The 21,504-nt window shown below is 73.6% G+C and carries 14 protein-coding genes; 6 read left to right on the forward strand and 8 right to left on the reverse strand.

The genetic code is table 11. The annotated features are described in order from the left end of the window. Positions 1–71: 71 nt before the first annotated feature. Positions 72–815: an N-acetyltransferase gene (locus KIK05_RS27180; protein ID WP_214413687.1), complete on the forward strand. Its 744-nt coding sequence runs from the start codon at positions 72–74 to the stop codon at positions 813–815. Between the two features lie 25 nt (positions 816–840). On the opposite strand, the gene thiI is transcribed toward KIK05_RS27180, so the two are convergent. The 3 genes from thiI to KIK05_RS27195 form a co-directional block, all read right to left on the reverse strand. Beyond that, entirely contained in the window at positions 841–2,052 is a 1,212-nt protein-coding gene (gene thiI, locus KIK05_RS27185; RefSeq protein WP_214413688.1) for a tRNA uracil 4-sulfurtransferase ThiI, read from the reverse strand. Positions 2,053–2,222: 170 nt separating this feature from the next. Then, the gene (locus KIK05_RS27190; RefSeq protein ID WP_214413689.1) at positions 2,223–3,248 is read right to left on the reverse strand and encodes a 6-phosphofructokinase; all 1,026 of its coding nucleotides are present in this window, start codon (positions 3,246–3,248) and stop codon (positions 2,223–2,225) included. A gap of 175 nt (positions 3,249–3,423) precedes the next feature. Next, positions 3,424–4,440, reverse strand: a complete 1,017-nt coding sequence (locus KIK05_RS27195; protein WP_214413690.1) for a lactonase family protein — start codon at positions 4,438–4,440, stop codon at positions 3,424–3,426. A gap of 158 nt (positions 4,441–4,598) precedes the next feature. On the opposite strand from KIK05_RS27195, the gene KIK05_RS27200 reads away from it, so the two are divergent. Then, on the forward strand, positions 4,599–5,510 hold the full coding sequence (locus KIK05_RS27200; RefSeq protein ID WP_214413691.1) for a bifunctional helix-turn-helix transcriptional regulator/GNAT family N-acetyltransferase: 912 nt from the start codon (positions 4,599–4,601) through the stop codon (positions 5,508–5,510). Between the two features lie 75 nt (positions 5,511–5,585). Here KIK05_RS27200 and KIK05_RS27205 read toward each other — a convergent pair whose 3' ends face one another. Then, positions 5,586–6,950, reverse strand: a complete 1,365-nt coding sequence (locus KIK05_RS27205) for a pyridoxal phosphate-dependent decarboxylase family protein (RefSeq protein ID WP_214413692.1) — start codon at positions 6,948–6,950, stop codon at positions 5,586–5,588. Positions 6,951–7,641: 691 nt separating this feature from the next. Between KIK05_RS27205 and KIK05_RS27210 the strand changes: the two genes are divergently transcribed. Continuing rightward, positions 7,642–10,911, forward strand: a complete 3,270-nt coding sequence (locus tag KIK05_RS27210) for a P-loop NTPase fold protein (RefSeq protein ID WP_214413693.1) — start codon at positions 7,642–7,644, stop codon at positions 10,909–10,911. A 204-nt stretch (positions 10,912–11,115) separates the two neighbouring features. Here the strand turns inward: KIK05_RS27210 and KIK05_RS27215 are convergent, their stop codons facing one another. Further along, positions 11,116–11,583, reverse strand: a complete 468-nt coding sequence (locus KIK05_RS27215) for a Dps family protein (protein WP_214413694.1) — start codon at positions 11,581–11,583, stop codon at positions 11,116–11,118. A gap of 110 nt (positions 11,584–11,693) precedes the next feature. On the opposite strand from KIK05_RS27215, the gene KIK05_RS47220 reads away from it, so the two are divergent. Further along, complete coding sequence (locus tag KIK05_RS47220) at positions 11,694–12,599, forward strand: helix-turn-helix domain-containing protein (protein WP_250563504.1); 906 nt, start codon at positions 11,694–11,696, stop codon at positions 12,597–12,599. Beyond that, a complete protein-coding gene (locus KIK05_RS27225; RefSeq protein WP_214413695.1) occupies positions 12,596–15,088 on the forward strand; it encodes a VIT domain-containing protein in 2,493 nt (830 codons plus the stop codon). Before KIK05_RS47220 ends, KIK05_RS27225 begins: the two co-directional genes overlap by 4 nt. Before the next feature lie 4 nt (positions 15,089–15,092). On the opposite strand, the gene KIK05_RS27230 is transcribed toward KIK05_RS27225, so the two are convergent. Both KIK05_RS27230 and KIK05_RS27235 read right to left on the reverse strand, forming a co-directional pair. Continuing rightward, complete coding sequence (locus KIK05_RS27230; protein ID WP_250563505.1) at positions 15,093–15,914, reverse strand: SWIM zinc finger family protein; 822 nt, start codon at positions 15,912–15,914, stop codon at positions 15,093–15,095. Between the two features lies 1 nt (position 15,915). Further along, positions 15,916–18,960, reverse strand: a complete 3,045-nt coding sequence (locus KIK05_RS27235; RefSeq protein ID WP_214413696.1) for a DEAD/DEAH box helicase — start codon at positions 18,958–18,960, stop codon at positions 15,916–15,918. 154 nt (positions 18,961–19,114) lie between these two features. Here KIK05_RS27235 and mmuM point away from each other — a divergent pair, with 154 nt between their 5' ends. Continuing rightward, positions 19,115–19,999 carry a homocysteine S-methyltransferase gene (mmuM, locus tag KIK05_RS27240; RefSeq protein ID WP_308250139.1) on the forward strand — a complete coding sequence of 295 codons (885 nt, stop codon included), beginning with the start codon at positions 19,115–19,117 and terminating at the stop codon, positions 19,997–19,999. Between the two features lie 3 nt (positions 20,000–20,002). On the opposite strand, the gene KIK05_RS27245 is transcribed toward mmuM, so the two are convergent. After that, a complete protein-coding gene (locus KIK05_RS27245; RefSeq protein WP_443729131.1) occupies positions 20,003–21,487 on the reverse strand; it encodes an MFS transporter in 1,485 nt (494 codons plus the stop codon). Positions 21,488–21,504 lie beyond the last annotated feature (17 nt).

The following is a 21,504-nucleotide window of genomic DNA, read 5'->3' on the forward strand; positions in this document are numbered from 1 at the left end:
GCGCGCCTCGCGGGCAGCCTGGGCGGAAAACGCGTTGCCCGCGGGCGCCCCGCCCGGCGAGGATCCGGTCCATGGACCTCCACATCACCACGCTGGCGGAACGCCCCGAGCTCGAACCTCAGCTGTGGACCATGTCCCACAGCTGGCCGGCCTACATGAAGGAGGATCCGGCCGCGAACCTCTTCTACCCGATCGCGAGCACGGAGTACGCCGAGTTCACGCTCGTCGCGGTCGACCGCGCCGCCCCCGGCACCCTCGTGGCGCGCGCCTTCTCGGTGCCGTTCACGCTCGGGGACGACGAGCTGCCGGACGACGGCTGGGACGGGGTGCTGTGGCGCGCCGCCCGGACGCGGCGGCGCGGAGACTCGCCGGACGCGGTCTCGGCCCTGGAGATCACGATCAGGCCCGACCTGCAGGGCAAGGGCCTGTCGGCGGTCATGCTCGCCGCCCTGCGGGCCCAGGCCGGGCGGCTGGGGTTCGGCGAGCTGCTCGCCCCCGTCCGCCCGAACGGCAAGCACCTGCGGCCCCGCACCCCGATGGCGGAGTACGCCGCGCTCCGCCGGCCGGACGGCCTGCCCGTCGACCCCTGGCTGCGCGTGCACGCCCGGGCCGGCGGCGTGATCGAGAAGATCGCCCCCCGCTCCATGATGGTGGGGGGCACGCTCGCGGAGTGGCGCGGCTGGACGGGCCTGCCGTTCGACACGACGGGCGACGTCGAGGTGCCGGGCGCGCTGGTGCCGGTGCACTGCGACGCCGACCACGACCACGCGGTGTACGTCGAACCGAACGTGTGGGTGCGCCACCGGCTCCGTTAGATCAGGCCGTGCGGGGCCGGTGCCCTCAGTCGTCGAACTTGTACTCCTGGATGGAGTCGGCGAGCTGGACGGCGAGCTCCTCGGCGTCGAGGCGCTTCTCGATCTGGCGGAGGTCGGCGATCTTGGCGCGGGTCTCGGCGCGGCGCGGGGTCAGCAGGGTGCAGCAGTCCTCGTCGGGCAGCTCGGAGATCTGCAGCGTGCCGATGCGCCGGGCCTCGGCCATGATCTCGGTCTTGTCCATGCCGATCAGCGGGCGGAGGATCGGCATGCTGACGGCGTCGTCGAGGGCGCAGATGTTCTGCAGGGTCTGGGAGGAGACCTGTCCCAGGGAGTCGCCGGTGACGAGCACGTCACGGTGCAGCCGGTGGGCGACCTCCTCGGCGGTCTTGAGCATCAGGCGGCGCTGGGCGACCACCTGGAGCCGGTCGGCGCCGGAGGTCTTCAGCGACTGCTGCGCCTTGCCGAACGGCACCACGAACAGCCGCGCCTTGCCCTGGAACCTGCTCAGCGCCTTCACCAGGGCGTACGCCTTGTAGATCGACTCGGAGGTGGTGAAGGGGATGCCGGAGAAGTGCAGGAAGTCGACCTGGAGCCCGCGGCGGAGCATGCGGTAGGCGGCGACCGGGGAGTCGATGCCGCCGGACATCAGCACCAGGCCCCGCCCGCTCATGCCGACCGGGAGACCGCCCTGGCCGGGCAGGCCGCCGGAGAAGACGAACACCTCGTCGCGGTCGACCTCGATGTTCACGGTCAGCTCGGGGTTCTTCAGGCGGACCGGCAGGCCGTACTTGTCGTTGATCGCGCCGCCGACCACGCGGTCGAGCTCGTTGGAACGCAGCGGGAAGCGCTTGTCGCGGCGGCGGGAGCGGACGGCGAACGTCGCCTGCCGCTCGACCTCGGGCCGCCCGGCGACCAGCTCCAGCGCCGCGGCGGTGACGGCGTCGGGGTCCTTGGCGACGCGCCAGGCGCGGTGGACCCACACCAGGCCGACGACGTCGGTGAGACGCTGCGCGACGGCGTCGGCCGTCTCGACGGTCGTCCCCTCGGGCAGCAGGATCGCGATCACACCGTGCCGCTGCCGGATGTCGATCTTCAGGCCGAAGCCCTTCAGCGCGGCCTTGATGTTGACCTGCAGCCGCCGCTCGAACAGCTCGCGGTTCCTGCCCTTGAGGACGATCTCGCCCAGTTTGAGGAGCACGCAGGGCTCGCCCAGAGCTGACGGGGGAACGACGGACATGGAGTTGCCTCCGGGCGGTGGTGGAAGTCGGGGCCGGGCACGGGCGGAAGGTGGTTCCGCCCAGACCCTTCAATTTATCCCGGATCCACGCCCACCGGGTCCAGCCCACCCGGGGGCCGCCATCCGCCCCCGGGCCGGGCGGCCGGGGGCGGTGGGGCGTGCCGGAAGGATCAGCCGAAGAAGACCTCGGCCTCGGCGTAGCGCGAGACCGGCACGGTCTTGAGCTCGGAGGTCGCGGCGTCGAGGCCGACGCGGACGATGTCGGTGCCGCGCAGCGCGACCATCTTGCCGAAGTCGCCCTCGTGGACGGCGTCGATGGCCTGCAGACCGAAGCGGGTCGCCAGCACGCGGTCGAACGCGCTCGGGGTGCCGCCGCGCTGGACGTGGCCGAGCACCGTGGTGCGGGCCTCCTTGCCGGTGCGCTTCTCGATCTCGTGGGCGAGCTGCTCGCCGATGCCGCCGAGGCGCACGTGGCCGAAGGCGTCGAGCTCGCCGGCCTGCAGCGTCATCTGGCCCTCGACGGGGTGGGCGCCCTCGGCGACCACGATGATCGGCGAGTAGCGGGTCTTGAAGCGGCTCTCGACGTACTCGCAGACCTTGTCGATGTCGAACGGCTTCTCGGGGATGAGGATGACGTTGGCTCCGGCGGCCATGCCGGCGTGCAGGGCGATCCACCCGGCGTGCCGGCCCATGACCTCGCAGATCAGGGCCCGGTGGTGCGACTCGGCGGTGGTGTGCAGGCGGTCGATCGCCTCGGTGGCGATGTTGACCGCGGTGTCGAAGCCGAAGGTGTAGTCGGTGGCGTTGAGGTCGTTGTCGATGGTCTTCGGCACGCCGACGACCTTGACCCCGCGGTCGTACAGCTGCTTGGCGACGCCCAGGGTGTCCTCGCCGCCGATGGCGATCAGCGCGTCGACGCCGCCGTCGGCGAGGTTCCGCTTGATGCTGTCGACGCCGCCCTCGATCTTGATGGGGTTGGTGCGGGACGAGCCCAGAATGGTGCCGCCGCGCGGCAGGATGCCGCGTACGGTCTGGATCTCCAGAGGCATCGTGTCGCCCTCGAGCGGCCCGCGCCAGCCGTCACGGAATCCGACGAACTCGTGGCCGTACACACTGACGCCCTTGCGCACCACTGCCCGGATCACCGCGTTGAGCCCGGGGCAGTCGCCGCCCCCCGTAAGTACTCCAATTCGCATGGCGGGTTCCTCCCGATGGGGTACACAGTCACACTACGTTGGACTCCACGGCGGCCAGCATGTCTTCGATCTTCCGAGTGGGACCGCCGACGCAACGCATTGTGCCCCAGCCGGAATCAATGGTCTAGACCAAGCGGCGAGACCGTCCCGTTGACTGCCTTGGGCGTGCGCAGGTTCACGCCGAGACGGCCAGCACGCACGACGGGCTGCCGATCTTGAACGTCTCGCCGGCGGGCTCGGGCACCCCGTCGCGCATCGCGAGAACGGCCACGGCGTCGGAGCGCTGGTTGGCGACGTACATGTGCCCGCCCGCCACGGTGAAGTGCCGGGGCCACAGCCCGCCCGAGGACACCTCGGCCACCGGGGTCAGCCCCGTCCCCTCCCCCGCCGGGTCGAGGGCGAGGACGGCGACGGTGTCCGGGCCGCGGTTGGCGACGTAGAGGTGACGGCCGTCGCCCGACACCTCCAGGTGGGAGGGGTGGTTGGGGAGCGAGGTCCCGCTGGCCCGGACGCGGCCGAGCTCGTGCCACGCCTCGTCGTAGACGGCGATCATGCCGTCGAGCTCGCCCACGACGTACCAGCGGCCCTCGTGGTGGGCCATGTGGCGGGGGCCGCTGCCCGGCGTGAGGTGCACGGGGCCGCCGTCGTGAGGGGCCGGCACGCCGTCGAAGGCGTAGCGGCGGACCTCGTCGGTGCCGAGGTCGCTGACGTACAGGACGTTTCCCGGGCCGAAGACGACCTGGTGGGCGTGCGGCTCGGCCTGCCGCGCCGGGTCGGGCCCGTGCCCCTGGTGCGGGAAGAGCCGCGGCCGCCCGGTGAACAGGCCCGAGCTGCCGAGGCGGAACATCGCGACGGTGCCGTCGCCGTAGTTGGCCACCGCGAGCCAGTTGCCGGTGGGGTCGACGGCCAGGTGGCAGGGGTACGACCCGCCGCTCGGGCCGTCGGCGAGCAGGGCGGGGCCGTTCGGGTCGGCGGAGTAGGCGGCCACGCCGCCCTCCTCGCACTCCAGCACGGCGTACAGCACGGGCAGCCGGGGGTGCAGGGCGAGGAAGGAGGGGCCGGGAGCGGCGGTCTCGGCGAGCGCCTTGAGCGCTCCGCCCGGCTCCCGCCGGGCCACCGCGAGCCCGGTTCCCGATCCGCCGGTGTCGGGCGTGTATCCGCCGATGTAGAGCACGTCGTACCCGGAAGTCATGAGATCGAGGATAGTCCTCCGATCCTGATTCGATCTTGTTCGACGCCTCCGCCCTGCGTGGCGTCGCGCGAAGACCTGTCCGGAGATTTCCCCGAGGGGTGGATCTCCGGCCGAGAACATGCTTGACTGCGTCAATGAATTCCTTGCTCGAGGCAAGCATGGACGAGTTCGTGACCGGAGTGCGGGCGTTCAACCGCTTCTACACCAGGGTCATCGGCGTCCTGAACGCGCAGATGTACGACACCCCCTACTCCCTCACCGAGGCAAGGGTGCTGTTCGAGCTCCACGAGGAGCACGAGATGGAGACCGGCGAGCTGCGCCGCCTGCTCGACCTGGACGCCGGGTACCTCAGCCGGATGCTCACCCGGTTCGAGACCGCCGGCCTCGTCACCAGGGAACGCTCGGCCGAGGACGCCAGGCGCCAGGTCGTCCGGCTCAGCGAGACCGGCGCCAAGACCTTCACCATGCTCGACGAGGCGTCGGCGAGCGTGGTGCGCGCCATGCTGTCGCCCCTCGCGAGCGAGGACCGGCGGCGCCTGGTCTCGGCCATGGCCACCATCCAGGAGATCCTCGGCGACACCCCCCGGCGCGAGCCGTACGTCATCCGCCCGCTGCGCCCCGGCGACCTCGGCTGGGTGGTGTACCGGCACGGCGCGCTGTACGCGGAGGAGAACGGCTGGGACCAGACCTTCGAGGCGATGGTCGCCCGCATCGCCGCCGACTACGTCGACCGGCGCGACCCCGCGCGCGAGGACGCCTGGATCGCCGAGGTCGACGGCCGGCCGGTCGGCTCGATCTTCTGCGTGAAGAAGGACGACCGCACGGCCCAGCTGCGGATGCTGCTGGTGGAGCCGTCCACCCGCGGCATGGGCATCGGCGCGCGCCTCGTCGAGGAGTGCCTGGCCTTCGCCAAGCGGGCCGGGTACGAGCGGATCACCCTCATGACGGCCGAGACCCAGACCGCCGCCCGCCGCATCTACGCGCGCGCCGGCTTCCAGCTCGACGAACGGCACCTGGTCCCCTGGCACGGCACCCAGACCAACGAGGAGTACTGGTCCCGCGACCTGTGACCTCTGCCTCCCCGGGCGGCGTCCCGGCCGCGCGCGGCCGGGACGGGCCTGACGGGCGCCCGCCCGGGGAACGTCTCATCCGGCCGCGACGGCGAGCTTCTCCACCTCGGCGTGCAGGGTCTCCACCCAGGCTTCGCTCTCGGGCTTCATCAGGACGCTGCGGAGGATCCGGCCGGTCGGGACGTCGGCCGTGAGGCGGTGCCCGCGGGCGGCCAGTGCCGCCGCGCCGACGCCGTAGGTGGCGAGGAACACCGCCTCGGCCGGAGGCGCCGCCATGCCGGCCTCCATCATCCTGACCGACATGCGGTCCATCTCCGACAGGCGGGCCGCGCGGGGCAGGTACGAGACGATGTCCAGCTCGGGCGACTGGTAGGGCGCGAGCACCTCGGATCCGGCCAGCAGTTCCGTCCAGCGCAGCACGGCCCGGCGGCCCGGCCGCAGCACCGCGCCGAGCCCGCCGGGATCGAGCGGCAGGACGCGAAGGGTGAGCCACAGGGCCGCCGCGGAGGCCCCGGCGCGGGAGCACTCCAGAGAGATCTCCCCCAGGTGCAGCTCCTCGGAGGTGAAGTAGGTGTAGGGCGAGTCGTGCTTGTAGAACCGCCCCACCGCCGGGTCCCTGAACAGGACGGCGCCGCAGCCGTAGGGCTGCAGGCCGTGCTTGTGCGGATCCACCACGACCGAGTCGCAGGAGGCGATGGCCCGGAACGGCGCCGCGGGGACGCCGTCGGCGGAATCGTCGGCGATCAGGGTGAAGAAGCCGCCGTACGCGCCGTCCACGTGGACGCGCACGTCATGGCGCTCGCGGAACCCGAGGGCCTGGTCGATCGGGTCGATGGCCCCCAGACCGGTGGTGCCCGCGGTCATCACGACCGTGCCCACCCGTCCCGTACGCAGCAACGTCTCCAGCGCCTGGAGGTCCATCCTGCCGGCGCCGTCGGTGGCGACGGGGAAGGAGGGGACGCCGAGCAGGTGGCACATGCGCCCGTGGGTGTAATGGGCGTCTTCGCTGTAGGCGACGCCACGGCCCGGATGCGTCTCACGGGCGACGAACAGCGCCTCGAGGTTGGCGACGGTGCCACTGGTCGTCAGGTGCCCCAGATGCTCGGTGTATCCGAACATCGAGGCCAGGGCGGCGACGACCTCGCGCTCCATCCGCGCGGTCGCGGGCCCTCCGTCGAGGGCGTGGTTGTTGGGGTTGACCAACATGGCGGCCAGATACCCCACGACGGCGGCGGGGTGCGGCGGCTTGAGCATCTGCGCGGCGTAGCGCGGGTGGAAGAAGGGGTAGTTGTCGCGCAGACGGCCGGCCAGTTCCGCGAAGGCCTCCGCGAAGTCGCCGTCGGTCACGGCCGGCGCGGGATGCCGTTCGAAGTCGCCGAACTCACGCTGCCACGCGCCGATCTCGTCGGCCGCCGAGCTCAGCCAGTGACGCAGGTCCATGTGATGCTCTCCTCGGGGGTGGATGCGGCGCTCCCGGTACGCGTGGCCGTCGGCGGATGCGGCCCGAACGCCCGGAGCCGGCCGGAGATCCGGGGCCGTTTGACATCAAACAAACTAGGTTCGCGGTCTTCCCCGGTCAAGACGATCCGGTGGACCCCGGAAGCGCGGACCGGCCCCGGAGGGCGATTGCGGGCGGCGGCCGGCCGACGTGCCGCGAGCCATGGCGACCACCCCGTCCCCGCCGGCCCGTACGTCGCCGTGGAAGGCGGGCCGCGTCGCCCGTGCGCCATGGCGCCAGGCGGCGCCAAAGGTCCGGCAAAGGGTGTGCCGTACGCGCTCGCGCCGCACCCCGGGCAGGAGCCGTCCTCGGGACCATCGTGCGAGCCGCCGTACAGCGGCGCCGGCACCGCCGTACCCCGTCCCGCCGACGCGGCGCCGGCAAGGCGACGACCGAGGACACGAAGCACGCAGACGGCACCGGACCACCCCTCGCGCCGAAGGAGGCGGCCCCCGTGCGACCCCGCCCCTCCGCCGGCACGAACACGCCGTCGTGCCCAGATGTGGCGGCCGGCGGGCGGCCCGGGGCGGGGAGGTGCTCCAGGGCCGTCGCCCGGCGTGGGGAGGCACCCGAGGGCCGCGCCCGGGAGGCGGGTGGGACGGTCCGGGGTCGGCCGGTGCCCGGAGGTCGCCGATGACGTCCCTGATCGTCACCTCGCCGCCCGCTCCGCCGATCAGGGCGCGTAAGGCGCTGGTGTTCCTGGATCGTGGGAGCGGCCGGGCCGGTGACGGGGCCGATCGGCGGCTCGTCCACGCCCTCGGCGCCGAGGGGTACGCGGTGGAGACCGCCGAATGCGACTCGGGCGACCATCGGCGGGTGGGGGCGTTCCTCGACGCGGTCGAGCCCGGCGACCTGCTCCTGGTGCGATGGTCGACCGAGTCGGGCTGGGGGCGGCGCGAGTTCGGCGCGCTGATGGACGAGTTCGCCCGCAGGGTTGAGCGGTCGGACGGCGCGGCGCTCCTGCTGATCGTCGACTTCGGGTGGCTCGTCACCGCCAACCCCGCCCAGCCGCATCCGAACGTGAGCAGACTGCCGGTCCGGGGCGAACCGGTGGCCGCCGCCGCGGCGCTCACCACCAGCGCGAGCGTGCCCGGCGGACGCCCAGGGCGCGCCGTCTCCCTCACCGCCATCCTCGCCGACGGCATCCTGTCGGGCGAGGCCGACCTCGACGGCGACGGCACCGTCTCGGTCGGCGACCTCTACAGGTACGCCGAGGAGCGCTGCGCGGACCTCGGCGCCGACCGGCGGCCCTACATGCTCACCTACGGCGAGGGCGAGCTGATCCCCGTCGCCGCCGCCCAAGCGGCCGTCCACGATCTCGGCGCCGCCTTCGGCACCGCGCTCGCCCGCCTCGCCGTCCTCGGCGACGTGGTGCCGCCGCTGTCGGCGTCCGAGCTGGTCGGCAGGATCTACGAGGTGCACCTCGGCGAGGACGCCCGGCAGTTGCTGCGCCGCGCCGCCCTGCTGGCCGAGGACGAGCCGGTCACCGTGGAGATGGCGGAGCTGCTGCTGGAGTGCGCTCCCCGCGGCCCGGAAGAGGATGACCGCTCCGCGGGCCCCGGCGCCGAGGGTGGCCGTCCGAGCGAATTCGGCGAGGAGACACGCTCCGCCCCTGGCAGCGGGCACGACGATCACCCACTCACCGAGACCGACGAGGCGAGCCGAACCCCCGGCGCACAGCACAGAGATCACCCGGACGGAGGGGCACGCCGTACCCCCGGCACACGGCACGACGGCCCCCCGGAGGCGGAGGCCCAGACCTTCGGCCCACGGCACAAGGGTCACCCGGGCGAGGGGACACGCCGTACTCCTGGTGGCCGCGGGCGGGTGGTCGGGGAGGTCCTCCGCGAGTTGTCGGCGTGGGGGCTGCTGGGGGACGCCACGCCGTTCGCCGACCCCGCCGTCCGGCGGGCCGCCGCCGCTCGGCTGGACGGCGAGGAACTGGTGCTGGTGTCGGCCCTGCTGCGCCGCCGGAGAGCGGCCCGTCGCGCCGTACGGCCCCGCGCCCGGCTCACCGGCGACCGGTGGACGGTCCACGACCGGCTCGGGCACCGGGTGCACGCCGAGGCGGTCGCCGCGTTCGTCCGTCACCCCGACACGAGGCCACCCCTCACCATCGGGATCAAGGGACCGTGGGGCGCCGGCAAGACGTCCCTCATGCGGATGGTGCAGGACCTGCTGGATCCCGGCGCCGCCGAGGACCACCCCGCGCCGATCCACCTCAACCGGCTGCGGCGCCGCTCGCAGCAGGTGACGAACGCCGAGGTGCTCGCCCGCGCGTCGGTGCCGGACGACGCCGGGGCCGGGCGGGCCGTACCCGGCGAACTGCCGCTGCGGGACGCCGACTGGCGGCCGACGGTGTGGTTCAACCCGTGGATGTACCAGAACGGCGAGCAGGTGTGGGCCGGGCTGGCCCACGAGATCATCAGCCAGGTGACCGGCCGTCTCCCCCGGGGCGAGCGCGAGCGGTTCTGGCTGGAGCTGAACCTCGCGAGGATCGACCGGGAGGCGGTGCGGCGGCGGGCGTACCGGCTGGCCGCGACCCGGTTGCTGCCGGTGGCCCTCGCGCTGTGCGCCACACTGCTGCTCACCGCCGCCGCGCTCGCCGCCTCCGCCCTGCTGCCGGCCATCGGCGCCGTCCTGCGCGGCACGGCCGCCGCGGTCGGGTCGGGCGGCACGGTGATCGTGGTCGCCGCCGCGGCCGTACGACTGGCGCGGTTCCTCGGCGAGTCGGCCGACACCGCGTTCCGCAAGCTGGTGCGCCAGCCCGACCTGCTCGGCGTGTCGCCGGAGCTGGTCAAGGAGCTCACGCCGGATCCGGGGTACCGCTCCAAGACGGGTTTCCTGCACCTGGTGCAGACCGACATGCGTCGCGTGCTCGGCATGGTGGCCACCGAGGAGCGTCCTCTGGTGGTCTTCGTGGACGACCTGGACCGCTGCTCCCCCGGCACGGTCGCCCAGGTCATCGAGGCGGTCAACCTGTTCCTCGCCGGGGAGTTCCCCAACTGCGTGTTCGTGCTGGCGATGGAGCCGGAGGTCGTCGCGGCGCACGTCGAGGTGGCCTACCAGGACCTCGCCCGCACGCTGCCCCCGCCCGCCGAGGAGCGGTCGGGGCTGGGGTGGCGGTTCCTGGAGAAGATCGTGCAACTGCCGCTCAGCGTGCCCCTGCTGGACGACGACGACCGGATCCCGGCGTACCTGCGCACCCTCCTCGACGTCCCCGCCGAGCCGCGTGCCGAGGAGGCCGCCGGGCGGGAGGGCGACCGGCCCGCCGAGCCGGAGCTGGTCGACCGGATGGAGGCGGCGATCCGCACCCTGGGCCCGACGGCCGACGACCTGGACCTGGCGGCGCGCAGGGTGCAGGAGACGCTGGGCGGCGACGCGGCCGGGGACGACGCGGTCGGCGGCCTGTCGGCGGAGGTCCGGCTGGCGGCCGACCGGGTCTACGACGATCTCTACAGTGACGAGAAGGCCTACGTGGCGATCGAGCGGACCCTCCCTGCCCTGACGGTGAGCAACCCGCGGGAGCTGAAGAGGTACGTGAACGTGTTCCGGTTCTACTCGTTCGTGACCTATCGGCAGGCGCTCGCGGGCGCCGCGAGGGCGAGCGACGAGGAGGTGGCGAAGCTGGCGGTGCTGGCGATCCGGTGGCCGCACCTGCTGTCGCTGCTCGCCCGCGACCCGGACGGGCCCGGCCGCGCGGGGACCGTCCTGTCCCGGCTGGAGGAGGCGGCGGCCTGCGCCCGCCCGGACGAGTGGAGGGCCGCGCTGGCCGAGGTAGGTCTGCTCACCGGCACCGGGGACGGGGCCGGACACGGGAACGGGGCGGCGCGCTGGGACGCCCTGCACGCCCTGCTGTCCACCCACCCCCCGATCGCCCACCTGGCCCGCGACCTGCTGTGATCCCCCAGATCCCAGCGATCACGACCTGCGGTGATCCCCCGCAGGTCACGCCGTCATGACCCCTGCAAGCCACGATCACGACCCCCCGTGGGCCACCGCAGCCGCCGCAGGGGACTGTCCATTGGACGTGTCGCCTTCATCCGGCGCCCGGCGGCGGGGTGTGGTGTGGCGGATACGGTGGCCCGGCTTCGGGCGGTGCGCCGGTCAGCGCTGGGCCTGGATCATCCAGTGCTGCTTCTCCAGGTCCTGGGTGATCGCGATGAGGAGGTCCTGCGTGACCGGGTCGGCCTCCTCGGTCGCGCCGACGCGCTCGCGCATGCGCGAGATGGTCGAACCCAGGATCTCGGTGAAGGCGTCGACGACCTTGCCGTCCTCGATGTAGCCCGGGCTGAGCTGCGGTATCTGCGTGTCGCGGGCCACGGTCGAGGCGCGCCCGTCGGGGTTGACCCCCAGGGCGACCGCGCGCTCGGCCACCGTGTCGGCACCGGTCCGCGCCAGCGCGACGATCTCGTCCAGTTGCAGGTGCAGTGAGCGGAAGTTGCGCCCGATCAGGTTCCAGTGGGCCTGCTTGCCGATCAGCGAGAGGTCGAGGAGATCGATCAGCGCTCCCTGAAGGGCCTCGCCGGTGACCTTCTGCTTGTCAGGCGGCAGCGGGCTGGTGATCTGGGACATGATTGTCTCCCCCTGAGGAGTCGTTCGGGACCTCTTACTTAGAACGCCCTAACCGGTCTGCCCCGCCCTAAACGTTGACACTGTAATGATTGCAGTGTCAGTATCGAGGTATGAGTGACACCTGGACCATCGGGGAGCTGGCGGAGCGGGCGGCGGACACGCTGGGCCCGTCCTCGCCGCGGCCCAACGGCCGGGTCCGCGACGTGCCCAACGAGCGGCTCATCCGCTGGTACACCACCATCGGCCTGCTGGACCCGCCGCTGACCCGCCGTGGCCGGGTCGCGCTGTACGGCAGGAGGCACCTCCTGCAGCTCGTCGCGATCAAACGCCGGCAGGCCGAGGGCCGGTCCATCGCCGACATCCAGGCCGAGCTCGCCGGGGCCACCGACGCCGCTCTGGAAGGCATCGCCCGGCTCCCCGGCGACCCGCCCGCCGGGAGCGCCGCGCCCCCGCAGGCCCGGCCGCGCTTCTGGGCCGAACGGCCCGCCGCACCCGACGTACCCTCCCGCCCCACCCAGCCCGTCGCCCCGGACCCGCTGCCCCACCCGGCACCAGCGGTCGTAGGAGACCCACTCCACGCACCACCAGTCGCACCAGGTCCGCCGCCCCACCACACACCTGCGATCGCACCGGCACCGCCGGTCGCGCCGGATCCGGTGCCCCGCCTCGCACCACCCGCGCAGCCTGCCGTGCCCGACATGCCGCCCTCTCCCGCGCGGGCCTTCCCCGCCAGGGCCGCGGGGGGTGTCGCGGAACAGGCGGCGGCCGCCGTCTCATACGCGGCCGCGGCCCACCTCGACGGCCTGCTGCACGGCGTGCGGCTCGCGCCCGGGGTGACGCTGCTGCTCGACGGGCACACGCCCACCCCCGCCGACGTCGCCGCCGTGCGGGAGGCCGCGGCACCGCTGCTCGCCCTGCTGCGTGAGCGGCGCCTGTGCGCCCCGTCCCCCGCGGACGGCCGGACCCGCCCGGCCGCCGGCCCCGACCAGTTCCCGTCCGAAGGGATCGAGCCATGACCGTCCAGATCACCCCGCTCAAGCCCGGGGAGTACACCGAACTACCCGACACCGGGATGGGCGCGCTGCGGACCGGCAAGGGGAACCTGCCGCTGGAGAGTGTCGAGGTGGACGCCCGGATCACCGCGCTGACCGCCGGTGTGGAGGTCGTCCAGGGGTTCCGCAACCCCTTCGACATGCCGCTGGAGGCGACCTACGTCTTCCCGCTGCCCGACCGCGCGGCGGTGACCGCCTTCCGCATGGAGGCCGACGACCACGTGGTCGAGGGAGTGCTGAAGGAACGCGGCCAGGCCCGCCGTGACTACGACCAGGCGATCGCCGAGGGCAGGCGCGCCGCGATCGCCGAGGAGGACCGGCCCGACGTCTTCACCATGCGGGTCGGCAACATCGTCCCCGGCGAGCGGGTGACGGTGCGGCTCACGCTGAGCCAGCCGCTGCCGTACGAGGACGGCGCCGCCACCTTCCGCTTCCCGCTGGTCGTGGCCCCGCGGTACATCCCCGGCACGCCGCTCGACGACGGCGTGCGGGCCGGGGACGGCGTGGCGCCCGACACCGACGCGGTGCCCGACGCCTCGCGGATCACCCCGCCGGTGCTGCTGCCGGGCTTCCCGGACCCGGTACGGCTGGCGCTGACCGCCCGCGTCGACCCGGCCGGGCTCGACCTGCGCGAGATGCGGTCGAGCCTGCACGTGGTCACCCAGGAAGAGGGGGTCGTCCGGCTCCAGCCCGGTGAGCGTCTCGACCGCGACTTCGTCCTCCGGCTCGCCTTCACCGCCTCCGACTCGCTGACGCTCACCCCTGACCGTCCGCGCGACCAGGAGGGCGCCGACGGCGACGGCACGTTCACGCTCACCGTGCTGCCGCCCGCCGCCGGCGAGACGGGCACGCGGCGGCCCCTGGACGTCGCGCTGCTCCTCGACCGGTCCGGCAGCATGACCGGCTGGAAGATCGTGGCCGCCCGGCGCGCCGCCGCCCGCATCGTCGACACGCTGACCGCGGGCGACCGCTTCGCGGTGCTGTCGTTCGACTCGGTGGTCGAGCGCCCCGAGCGGCTCGACCCGGGCCTGGTCCCGGCCACCGACCGCAACCGCTACCGGGCGGTGGAGCACCTGGCCCGGCTGGAGGCGCGCGGCGGCACCGAGATCCTCCAGCCGCTGGAGGAGGCGCTCGGCCTGCTGGAGGACTCCGGCAGGGATCGGGTGCTGGTCCTGGTGACCGACGGCCAGGTGGGCAACGAGGACCAGATCCTCGAACGCCTCGCCGCGCGCCTGTCGGCGGTGCGCGTCCACACCGTGGGCATCGACCGGGCGGTGAACGCGGGCTTCCTCGGCCGGCTGGCGGGCCTCGGCTCGGGCCGCTGCGAGCTGGTGGAGTCGGAGGACCGGCTCGACGAGGCGATGGAGCACATCCACCGCAGGATCGGCTCCCCCCTCGTCACCGGCCTGTCGCTGAAGGCCGACGGGCTCGACGTGCTGCCGGGCACCGTCACCCACCTCGGCTCGCTGTACTCGGGCGTCCCGCTGACCGTCTCGGGCCGGTTCCGCGGCTCGCCGCGCGGCGCGCTCACCGTCCACGGGCTGGGCGCGGACGGGCGGCCGTGGGAGCGGCGGCTCGACGGTGTCCCGGCCGGCGGCGACGCGGCGCGGGCCGTGTGGGCCAGGGCCCACCTGCGCCGCCTGGAGGACCGCTACGCGGCCGGCGAGCACGAGCTGGAGCAGGAGATCGTGCGGACCTCGCTGCGCCACGGGGTGCTGTGCCGGTTCACGGCGTTCGTCGCTGTCGACACCCGCGTGGTCGCCGACGGCGGACCGCGGCACCGGGTCGTCCAGCCGGTCGAGATGCCGAGCGGGTGGGACATGCCGGCCCCGCCCGCGGCGATGCCGGCCGCGGCCCCGATGGCCTCCTTCACCAGCACCGCCACCCCGGCGATCTTCAAGGTCGCCTCGCAGGACGACCGGCTCGGCGCGCTGGGCGGCGTGGTGCCGCCGGGGGCGCCCCCCGAGTTCGGCGCGCCGGGCGACGCGGGCCTGCCGGGCGCCTCTCCCGGGATCTTCCCGGCGCCGGCCGGCGCGCCCCGGGGGCGGTTCTTCTCCCGCGGCTCGATGGCCCCGATGGCCCCGCCCGCGCCGCCGGTCCCGCACCCGGTGGACGCCGTCGTGCCGCAACTGCTGGAGGAGCTCCGGCGGCTGCGCGAGCGGCAGGCGCTGCCCGCCCGCGAGCGGCTGCGCTACCTCGCCGACCTCGGCAGCCGTCTGGCGGCCCTGGTCACCTACCTGGGCGGCGACGAGCGCCTGTCGTCCCTGGCGGAGGATCTCTCCGACTGCGAGACGACGCCGGGCGCGGACGCCGACGCGCTGTGGCGGCGCGCCGTCGAGGTCCTCGGCGAGCTGACGGCGACTCCAGGCGCCCACGACGTCCCGCGGTCAGGGCTCCCCGGCGACCAGGACCCGCCCGGCCCGCGGCGCCCGTCGTTCTGGAAGCGCTCCTGACCCGCTACGGACGGGGGCCGAGCTCGCGGTAGGCGGGACGGAGGATGTCGGACAGGGGGATGTGCCGCACCTTGACCGGCGGCGGCTCCAGGGCTCTGAGCAGGAGCTCGGGAGGCGCCGCCGTGCCGCCGGGGCGCGGGCGCAGGCGGCTCAGCGGCACGCCCGGCGAGTAGAAGTCGTCCACCCGCTCCGCGAACGGCACGTCGTCGACGTGCAGCGGGTCCTTCGGCTCCTCGTCGCCGGGCACGTCGCGAAGGGCGTCCAGCAGGTCGTCCTTCGCCCTGCCCCGCCAGGCGAGCACGAGGAACGGGTCGTCGTCGAACGCCTCGGCCAGCAGATACAGCACCGCCGACAGGTGCTTGCACGGCAGCCCCCAGTCGGGGCAGGAGCACTCCATGTCCAGCTCGGAGGGGAACAGCGGCAGGCCGAGCGAGTCGAAGACCTCCACGATCTCCGGCGGCATCTCGCCGGCGAGCAGCTTGGCCCGGTACAGCGCCTGCCCCGCGAGGGCCTCCTGGACGGCCGCCCAGGCCGCCTCATCGTAGGCCTGGATGCGGATCGAGAGCGTGTAGGGGTCGGGCCGCGAGCCCTGCACGCGGGCCTGCGCCAGCCCCGCCGACAGGTCGATGCCGAGCACCTGCCCCTTGCGGGCGTACGAGCGGCCCCGGCTCAGCCGGCCGGAGTCGCAGGTGCGCTCCAGGATGTCGATGAACCGGCGCGACCACCACTGCTCGCCGATCGACCCGCGCTTGCTGCGTGCCTGGATGCCGCCCTCGACGCGGATCGGCGCCGCCGCCTCGAACCAGCCGTCCTTGCTCATCGGCATGTCAGCTCACCGCCTCGGGGCCGAGCCGGAACAGCTCGCGCAGCTGCTCGGTGGACAGGTCGGTGATCCAGTCCTCGCCGGCGCCGACGACGCTCTCGGCCAGGGCCTTCTTGCGCTCGATCATCTCGTCGATGCGCTCCTCGAGTGTGCCCGCGCAGATGAATTTCCTGACCTGGACGTTCCTGGTCTGCCCGATGCGGAAGGCCCGGTCGGTGGCCTGGTCCTCCACGGCGGGGTTCCACCACCGGTCGACGTGGATCACGTGGTTGGCGGCGGTGAGGTTGAGCCCGGTGCCCGCCGCCTTGAGGGACAGCAGGAACACCGTCGGCTCGTCGCCGTTCTGGAAGCGGTCGACCAGCTCGTCGCGCTTCTTCTTGGGCAGCCCGCCGTGCAGCCACAGCACCGGCCGGTCGAGGTGGGCGGCGAGGTAGGGCTGGAGCAGCGCGCCGAACTCGGCGTACTGGGTGAAGACCAGCGCCTTGTCGCCCTCCTCCACGATCTCCTCGGCGAGCTCCTCCAGCCGGGCCAGCTTCCCCGAGCGCCCGGCCAGGCGGGAGCCGTCCTTCAGCAGGTGGGCGGGGTGGTTGCAGACCTGCTTGAGCCGCGTCATGGTCGCCAGCACGTTGCCGCGCCGCTCGATGCCCTCGCTCTCGTCGATGCGGGACATCATGTCGTTGACGACGGCCTGGTACAGCGTGGCCTGCTCGGGCGTCAGCGTGCACCAGACCTTCATCTCCTGCTTCTCGGGGAGGTCGGAGATGATCGTCTTGTCGGTCTTGAGGCGCCGCAGGACGAACGGCCCGGTGGCGCGCCTGAGGGCCCGCTCGGCCACCTCGTCGCCGCGCGCCTCGATCGGCTCCTGGTAGCGCTCGCGGAACCGCTTGGCCGATCCGAGCAGCCCGGGGTTGCAGAACTCCATGATCGACCACAGCTCGGCGAGGTGGTTCTCCACCGGCGTGCCGGTCAGTGCCAGGCGGGTGCGGGCCGGGATGGCGCGGACGGCCTGGGCCTGCCGCGTCCCGCTGTTCTTGATCGCCTGCGCCTCGTCGCACACCACCCGGCCCCACGCGAACCCGGCCAGCGCCCCCGCGTCGCGCGACGCCGTGCCGTACGTCGTGATCACCAGGTCGGCCGCGTCCACCACGCCGGCCAGCTCGTCGTCGCGCTTGCGGCCGCCGCCGTGGTGCACGTAGACGTTCAGCGAGGGCGCGAACCGCTCGGCCTCCTTCTGCCAGTTGCTCACCAGCGACATCGGGCACACCAGCAGGGTCGGCGCCGGCCGCGTCCCGTTCCGCTCGTTCAACAACAGGGACAGGAGCTGGATCGTCTTACCAAGTCCCATGTCGTCGGCGAGTATCCCGCCGAGCCCGATCTGCGAGAGGAAGTTCAGCCAGGACAGGCCGCGTTCCTGGTAGGGGCGCAGGGTGCCGTTGAAGGTCTTCGGAGTGGGGACCGAGGTGAGGCGCCGGTCGGCCTCGCCGGAGAGCAGGTCGCCGAGGAGGCCGTCGGCGTCCACGTCGACCAGCGGCAGCTCCTCGTCGCCGCCGCCCACCACCTCCTGGATCACTTCGGCGACCGTCATCTCGCCCGAGCGGCGCCGTTCGAGCGCCGACAGCGCGGCCTTGAGCTGCCGGTCGTCCAGCTCCACCCACTGGCCGCGGACCCGGACCAGCGGGACCTTGAGCCGGGCCAGTTCCTCCAGCTCCTCCTCGCCGATCGTGTGGTCGCCGACGGCCAGGTCGACCCGAAAGTCCACCAGCTCGCTCAGGCCGAACCCCTGACCGGCCACGGCGCGTGACGGGGTGGACGCGCGGGAGCGGGTGGTGAGTTTGAGCCCCAGCGCCTTGCGCCCGGCCCAGGCGGGCAGCCGCACGCCGTACCCCGCGGCCTGGAGCAGCGGCGCCGCGCGGCGCAGGAAGCCGAACGCCCATGCGGTGTCGACCACCATGGCGGACGGCCTGGCCTCCCGCAGGGCGGTGTGCAGCTCGGGGCACAGGCGCACGGCCCGGCCGAGGCCGGCCAGCAGGGTCTCGTCGGCGCGTCTGGGCAGGCCTGGGACGTGCGCGCCCTCCCACAGCAGCGACGCGGGCACGTAGAGGCTCGGGTCGTCGACCGACTGGAGGGCGAACTCCAGCCGCCACTCGTCGGCGTCGCCCTCCGGCTCGATGAGGCGGAAGCACACCCGGATCGGGCCGTCCATCTGCTGGGCCGAGGCGAGCCAGTCGCGCAGCATGGCGGCGAGGGCGCCGGCCTCGGTCTCGTCCGTGGCGGTGACGGTGGCGTCGTCCCCGGTCAGGGCGAACAGCCACCGCTCGGCGAGCGGGGTTCGCGGGCCGGGCCGGTTGCCGCGCAGCAGCCTGTCGGGCAGCGTGAGCCGCACCGCGCCGTCGGCCAGGCCGGCGAGGGCCTCGTGCAGCACGTGGGCGGCGGGTCGTTCGCCGCCGACGGCACGGCAGACGGGGGGCATCGCGGCGGCGAGCCCGCGGAAGGCGGCGGCGTCGGCGCCGGTGATCACCGGTGCCCAGCGCGCGGCGTGGCCGCCGTCCTCCTCGGCGAGCTGGGGCAGCACCCGCCCGCGTGCGGCGAGCGTGCGGGCGTGCTCGGCGACCAGCGCGAGGTAGCGCAGCGAGGCCGCGGGTCCCCATTCGGGGATCGCCGTCTCGGAAGGCGTCCCCGGGCCGGAGGAGCCTGGGGTGCGGTCCGCTTCTGGGGACGCGTGCGTGGCGGACAGGTCGTCCAGCAGGCGGAGGGCCTCGGTGGGGCGGAGCAGGAGCGCGGGCACCCGCCAGGGGACGACGCGGGGTGCGCGCACCGTGGTCCGGAGGCCGGACTCGGGCGAGGGCAGGGGGCTTCGCGCCGAGCCGGGCAGGTGGACGACCAGCTCGTCGTGGACGGCCGCGGCCGACGCCTCCCCGAGGGCCGCGGCGAGGACGGGCGCGGGCGCGGCGAAGGGATGCGCGCGGGCGCCGCGGAGGCCGGGTGAGGAGGTGTCCTCGGCCCACAGTGCCAGCCAGCCGCCGGCCCAGGCGCCGTGAACCACCAGCACAAGACCACCCCCCGCCCCTACCATTGCCTTGTGGCCGTGACCAGCGGAGACCTTACACCGAATCTGGTGGCCCTTCCCAGGTCACAGCCCTCTTAACCGCTCTTGACCTGCATTAGTGGGCAATGCCCGACTTCATGACGCATAGGGTATATGCGTGAGTTCCCAGCCCCTTGAGACCGACGTGGTGATCCTGGATGGCGGCCTGGCCACCCATCTGGAGGCGCTCGGCTACGACCTGCGCGACGAGCTGTGGTCGGCCAAGCTCCTCATGGAGAACCCGGAGGCCATCCTCCAGGCCCACCGCGACTACTTCGCCGCGGGCGCCGACGTCGCCACCACCGCGAGCTACCAGGCGAGCTTCCCCGCCTTCGAGCAGCGCGGCCGCGTGAGGCACGAGGCCCAGGCGCTGATGCAGCTGTCGGTGGAGCTCGCCAAGGAGGCGCGGGACGACGCGGGCGGGGGCGTCGTGGCGGCCAGTGTGGGGCCGTACGGGGCCTACCTCGCCAACGGCGCGGAGTACACCGGCGACTACGACCTCGACGAGGACGGCCTGATCGCCTGGCACCGCCCGCGCTGGGAGGTGCTGGCCGACAGCGGCGCCGACCTGCTGGCGTGCGAGACCATCCCCTCCTACGCCGAGGCGCGGGCGATCGCCGCCCTGCTGCGGGAGACCCCCAACATCAACGCCTGGGTCAGCTTCTCGTGCCGCGACGGCGAGGCGATCAGCGACGGCACCCCGCTGGCGGAGTGCGCCGCGCTGTTCGCCGGGAACCCGCAGGTGGTCGCGGTCGGGGTGAACTGCACGGCGCCGAGCCACGTGAAGAGCCTGATCGGCCGGCTCACCGAGTCGCCGATCATCGTGTACCCGAACTCCGGCGAGAGCTGGGACGCGGAGGACCACCGCTGGCTGGGCATCGCCGACCCGGTGGAGTTCGGAGCCGCGGCCAGGGAATGGCGGGACGCCGGGGCGGCGTACATCGGCGGCTGCTGCCGCACCACCCCCGAGCACATCCGTCAGATCCGGGAGAGCCTCGCCTGAGGTTCACCGCCCGCCGGAGCGGGCGAGGTCGTCCGGCACCGGCCCCCCGGCCGCAGGCGCGGGGCGCGCCCGGCCGGGGATGAAGCCCGTGATCAGCGCGCCCAGGACGGCGACCCCGCCCGCGATGACGACGGCCACCTGGAGCGCGCGCAGCGAGGGCACGGTCACCGTCCCCAGAGGGATGGTCATGTGGGCGAGCACCACGCTGAGCACGGCGCTGGAGGCGGAGGTGCCGATCGAGCGCATCAGGGCGTTCAGGCCGTTGGCGGCGGCCGTCTCCGAGGGAGGGACCGCCGTCATGATCAGGGCGGGCATGGCGGAGTACGCCAGGCCGACCCCCGCCCCGATGATCGACGAGGCGGCGACCACCTGCCACGCCGAACGCATGAGGCCGAGCGTGGCGGCGTACCCCAGGGCGATCACGACCGTGCCCAGCAGCAGCGAGATCTTCGGCCCCCACCGGCGCGACACGCGCGCGGACAGCGGCGAGAGCAGCATCATGACCAGGCCGACCGGCGCGAGGCACAGGCCCGCCTCGACGAGGGACAGCCCGAGGCCGTAGCCGGTCGCCCGGGGCAGCTGCAGGAGGGTGGGCAGCACGAGCGACATGCCGAACATCGCGAAACCCACGACCACCGAGGCGATGTTGGTGAGCAGGACCTGCCTGCGCGCCGTGGTGCGCAGGTCCACCAGCGGGTCGCGGGTGCGCAGCTCCATCAGGCCCCACAGCAGCAGGATCACCGCGGCCGCCGCGAACAGGCCGAGGGTCGGGCCGCTCCCCCACCCCCAGTCGCCGCCCTTGGTGATGGCGAGCAGCAGGCAGATGAGCCCCGCGCTCAGCCCGGTCGCGCCGGCGACGTCGAACCGCCCGGGGGCGCGCAGCGGCGACTCCGGGACGACGAACGCGACCAGCAGCAGGTCCAGCGCCCCGATCAGGGCGGACATCCAGAACAAGGCGTGCCAGTCGGCGTGCTGGGCGACGAACGCGGCCAGCGGCAGCCCGATCGCGCCGCCGACGCCGAGGGTGGCGCTCATCAGGGCCATCGCGGAGCCGAGCCTGTCGGAGGGCAGCTCGTCGCGCATGATGCTGATGCCGAGCGGGATCACGCCGATCGCGCATCCCTGCAGCACCCGCCCGGCCACGACCGGGACGAGCGAGCCGGACAGCGCGCAGATCACCGACCCGGCCACCATCAGCCCGAGGCTCGTGAGCAGGACGCGGCGCTTGCCGTACAGGTCGCCGAGCCTGCCGCTCACCGGGTTGCAGACGGCGGCGGCCAGCAGCGTGGAGGTGAGCACCCACGAGGCGTCGGAGGCCGAGGAGTGCAGTAGGCGCGGCAGGTCGGGGATGAGCGGCACCACGATGGTCTGCATGAGCGACACGACGATGCCGCACACCGCCAGCACCGCCACGACCAGCCCGGACCGCTTCTCCGGGAGCGCGCCGGAGGGTGCGGGACGCCCGCCTGCCGATGAGGATCCGGTCACTGGCGAGCCTCCCGATA

This window comes from Sphaerisporangium fuscum (genome assembly GCF_018531465.1).
GTDB lineage: Bacteria > Actinomycetota > Actinomycetes > Streptosporangiales > Streptosporangiaceae > Sphaerisporangium > Sphaerisporangium fuscum.

What these genes read in the sequence shown, in the direction of transcription:
- KIK05_RS27180 (WP_214413687.1), top strand. Translation starts at nt 72, where the DNA reads ATGGACCTCCACATCACCACGCTGGCGGAACGCCCCGAGCTCGAACCT.
- thiI (WP_214413688.1), bottom strand. Translation starts at nt 2,052, where the DNA reads ATGTCCGTCGTTCCCCCGTCAGCTCTGGGCGAGCCCTGCGTGCTCCTC.
- KIK05_RS27190 (WP_214413689.1), bottom strand. Translation starts at nt 3,248, where the DNA reads ATGCGAATTGGAGTACTTACGGGGGGCGGCGACTGCCCCGGGCTCAAC.
- KIK05_RS27195 (WP_214413690.1), bottom strand. Translation starts at nt 4,440, where the DNA reads ATGACTTCCGGGTACGACGTGCTCTACATCGGCGGATACACGCCCGAC.
- KIK05_RS27200 (WP_214413691.1), top strand. Translation starts at nt 4,599, where the DNA reads ATGGACGAGTTCGTGACCGGAGTGCGGGCGTTCAACCGCTTCTACACC.
- KIK05_RS27205 (WP_214413692.1), bottom strand. Translation starts at nt 6,950, where the DNA reads ATGGACCTGCGTCACTGGCTGAGCTCGGCGGCCGACGAGATCGGCGCG.
- KIK05_RS27210 (WP_214413693.1), top strand. Translation starts at nt 7,642, where the DNA reads ATGACGTCCCTGATCGTCACCTCGCCGCCCGCTCCGCCGATCAGGGCG.
- KIK05_RS27215 (WP_214413694.1), bottom strand. Translation starts at nt 11,583, where the DNA reads ATGTCCCAGATCACCAGCCCGCTGCCGCCTGACAAGCAGAAGGTCACC.
- KIK05_RS47220 (WP_250563504.1), top strand. Translation starts at nt 11,694, where the DNA reads ATGAGTGACACCTGGACCATCGGGGAGCTGGCGGAGCGGGCGGCGGAC.
- KIK05_RS27225 (WP_214413695.1), top strand. Translation starts at nt 12,596, where the DNA reads ATGACCGTCCAGATCACCCCGCTCAAGCCCGGGGAGTACACCGAACTA.
- KIK05_RS27230 (WP_250563505.1), bottom strand. Translation starts at nt 15,914, where the DNA reads ATGCCGATGAGCAAGGACGGCTGGTTCGAGGCGGCGGCGCCGATCCGC.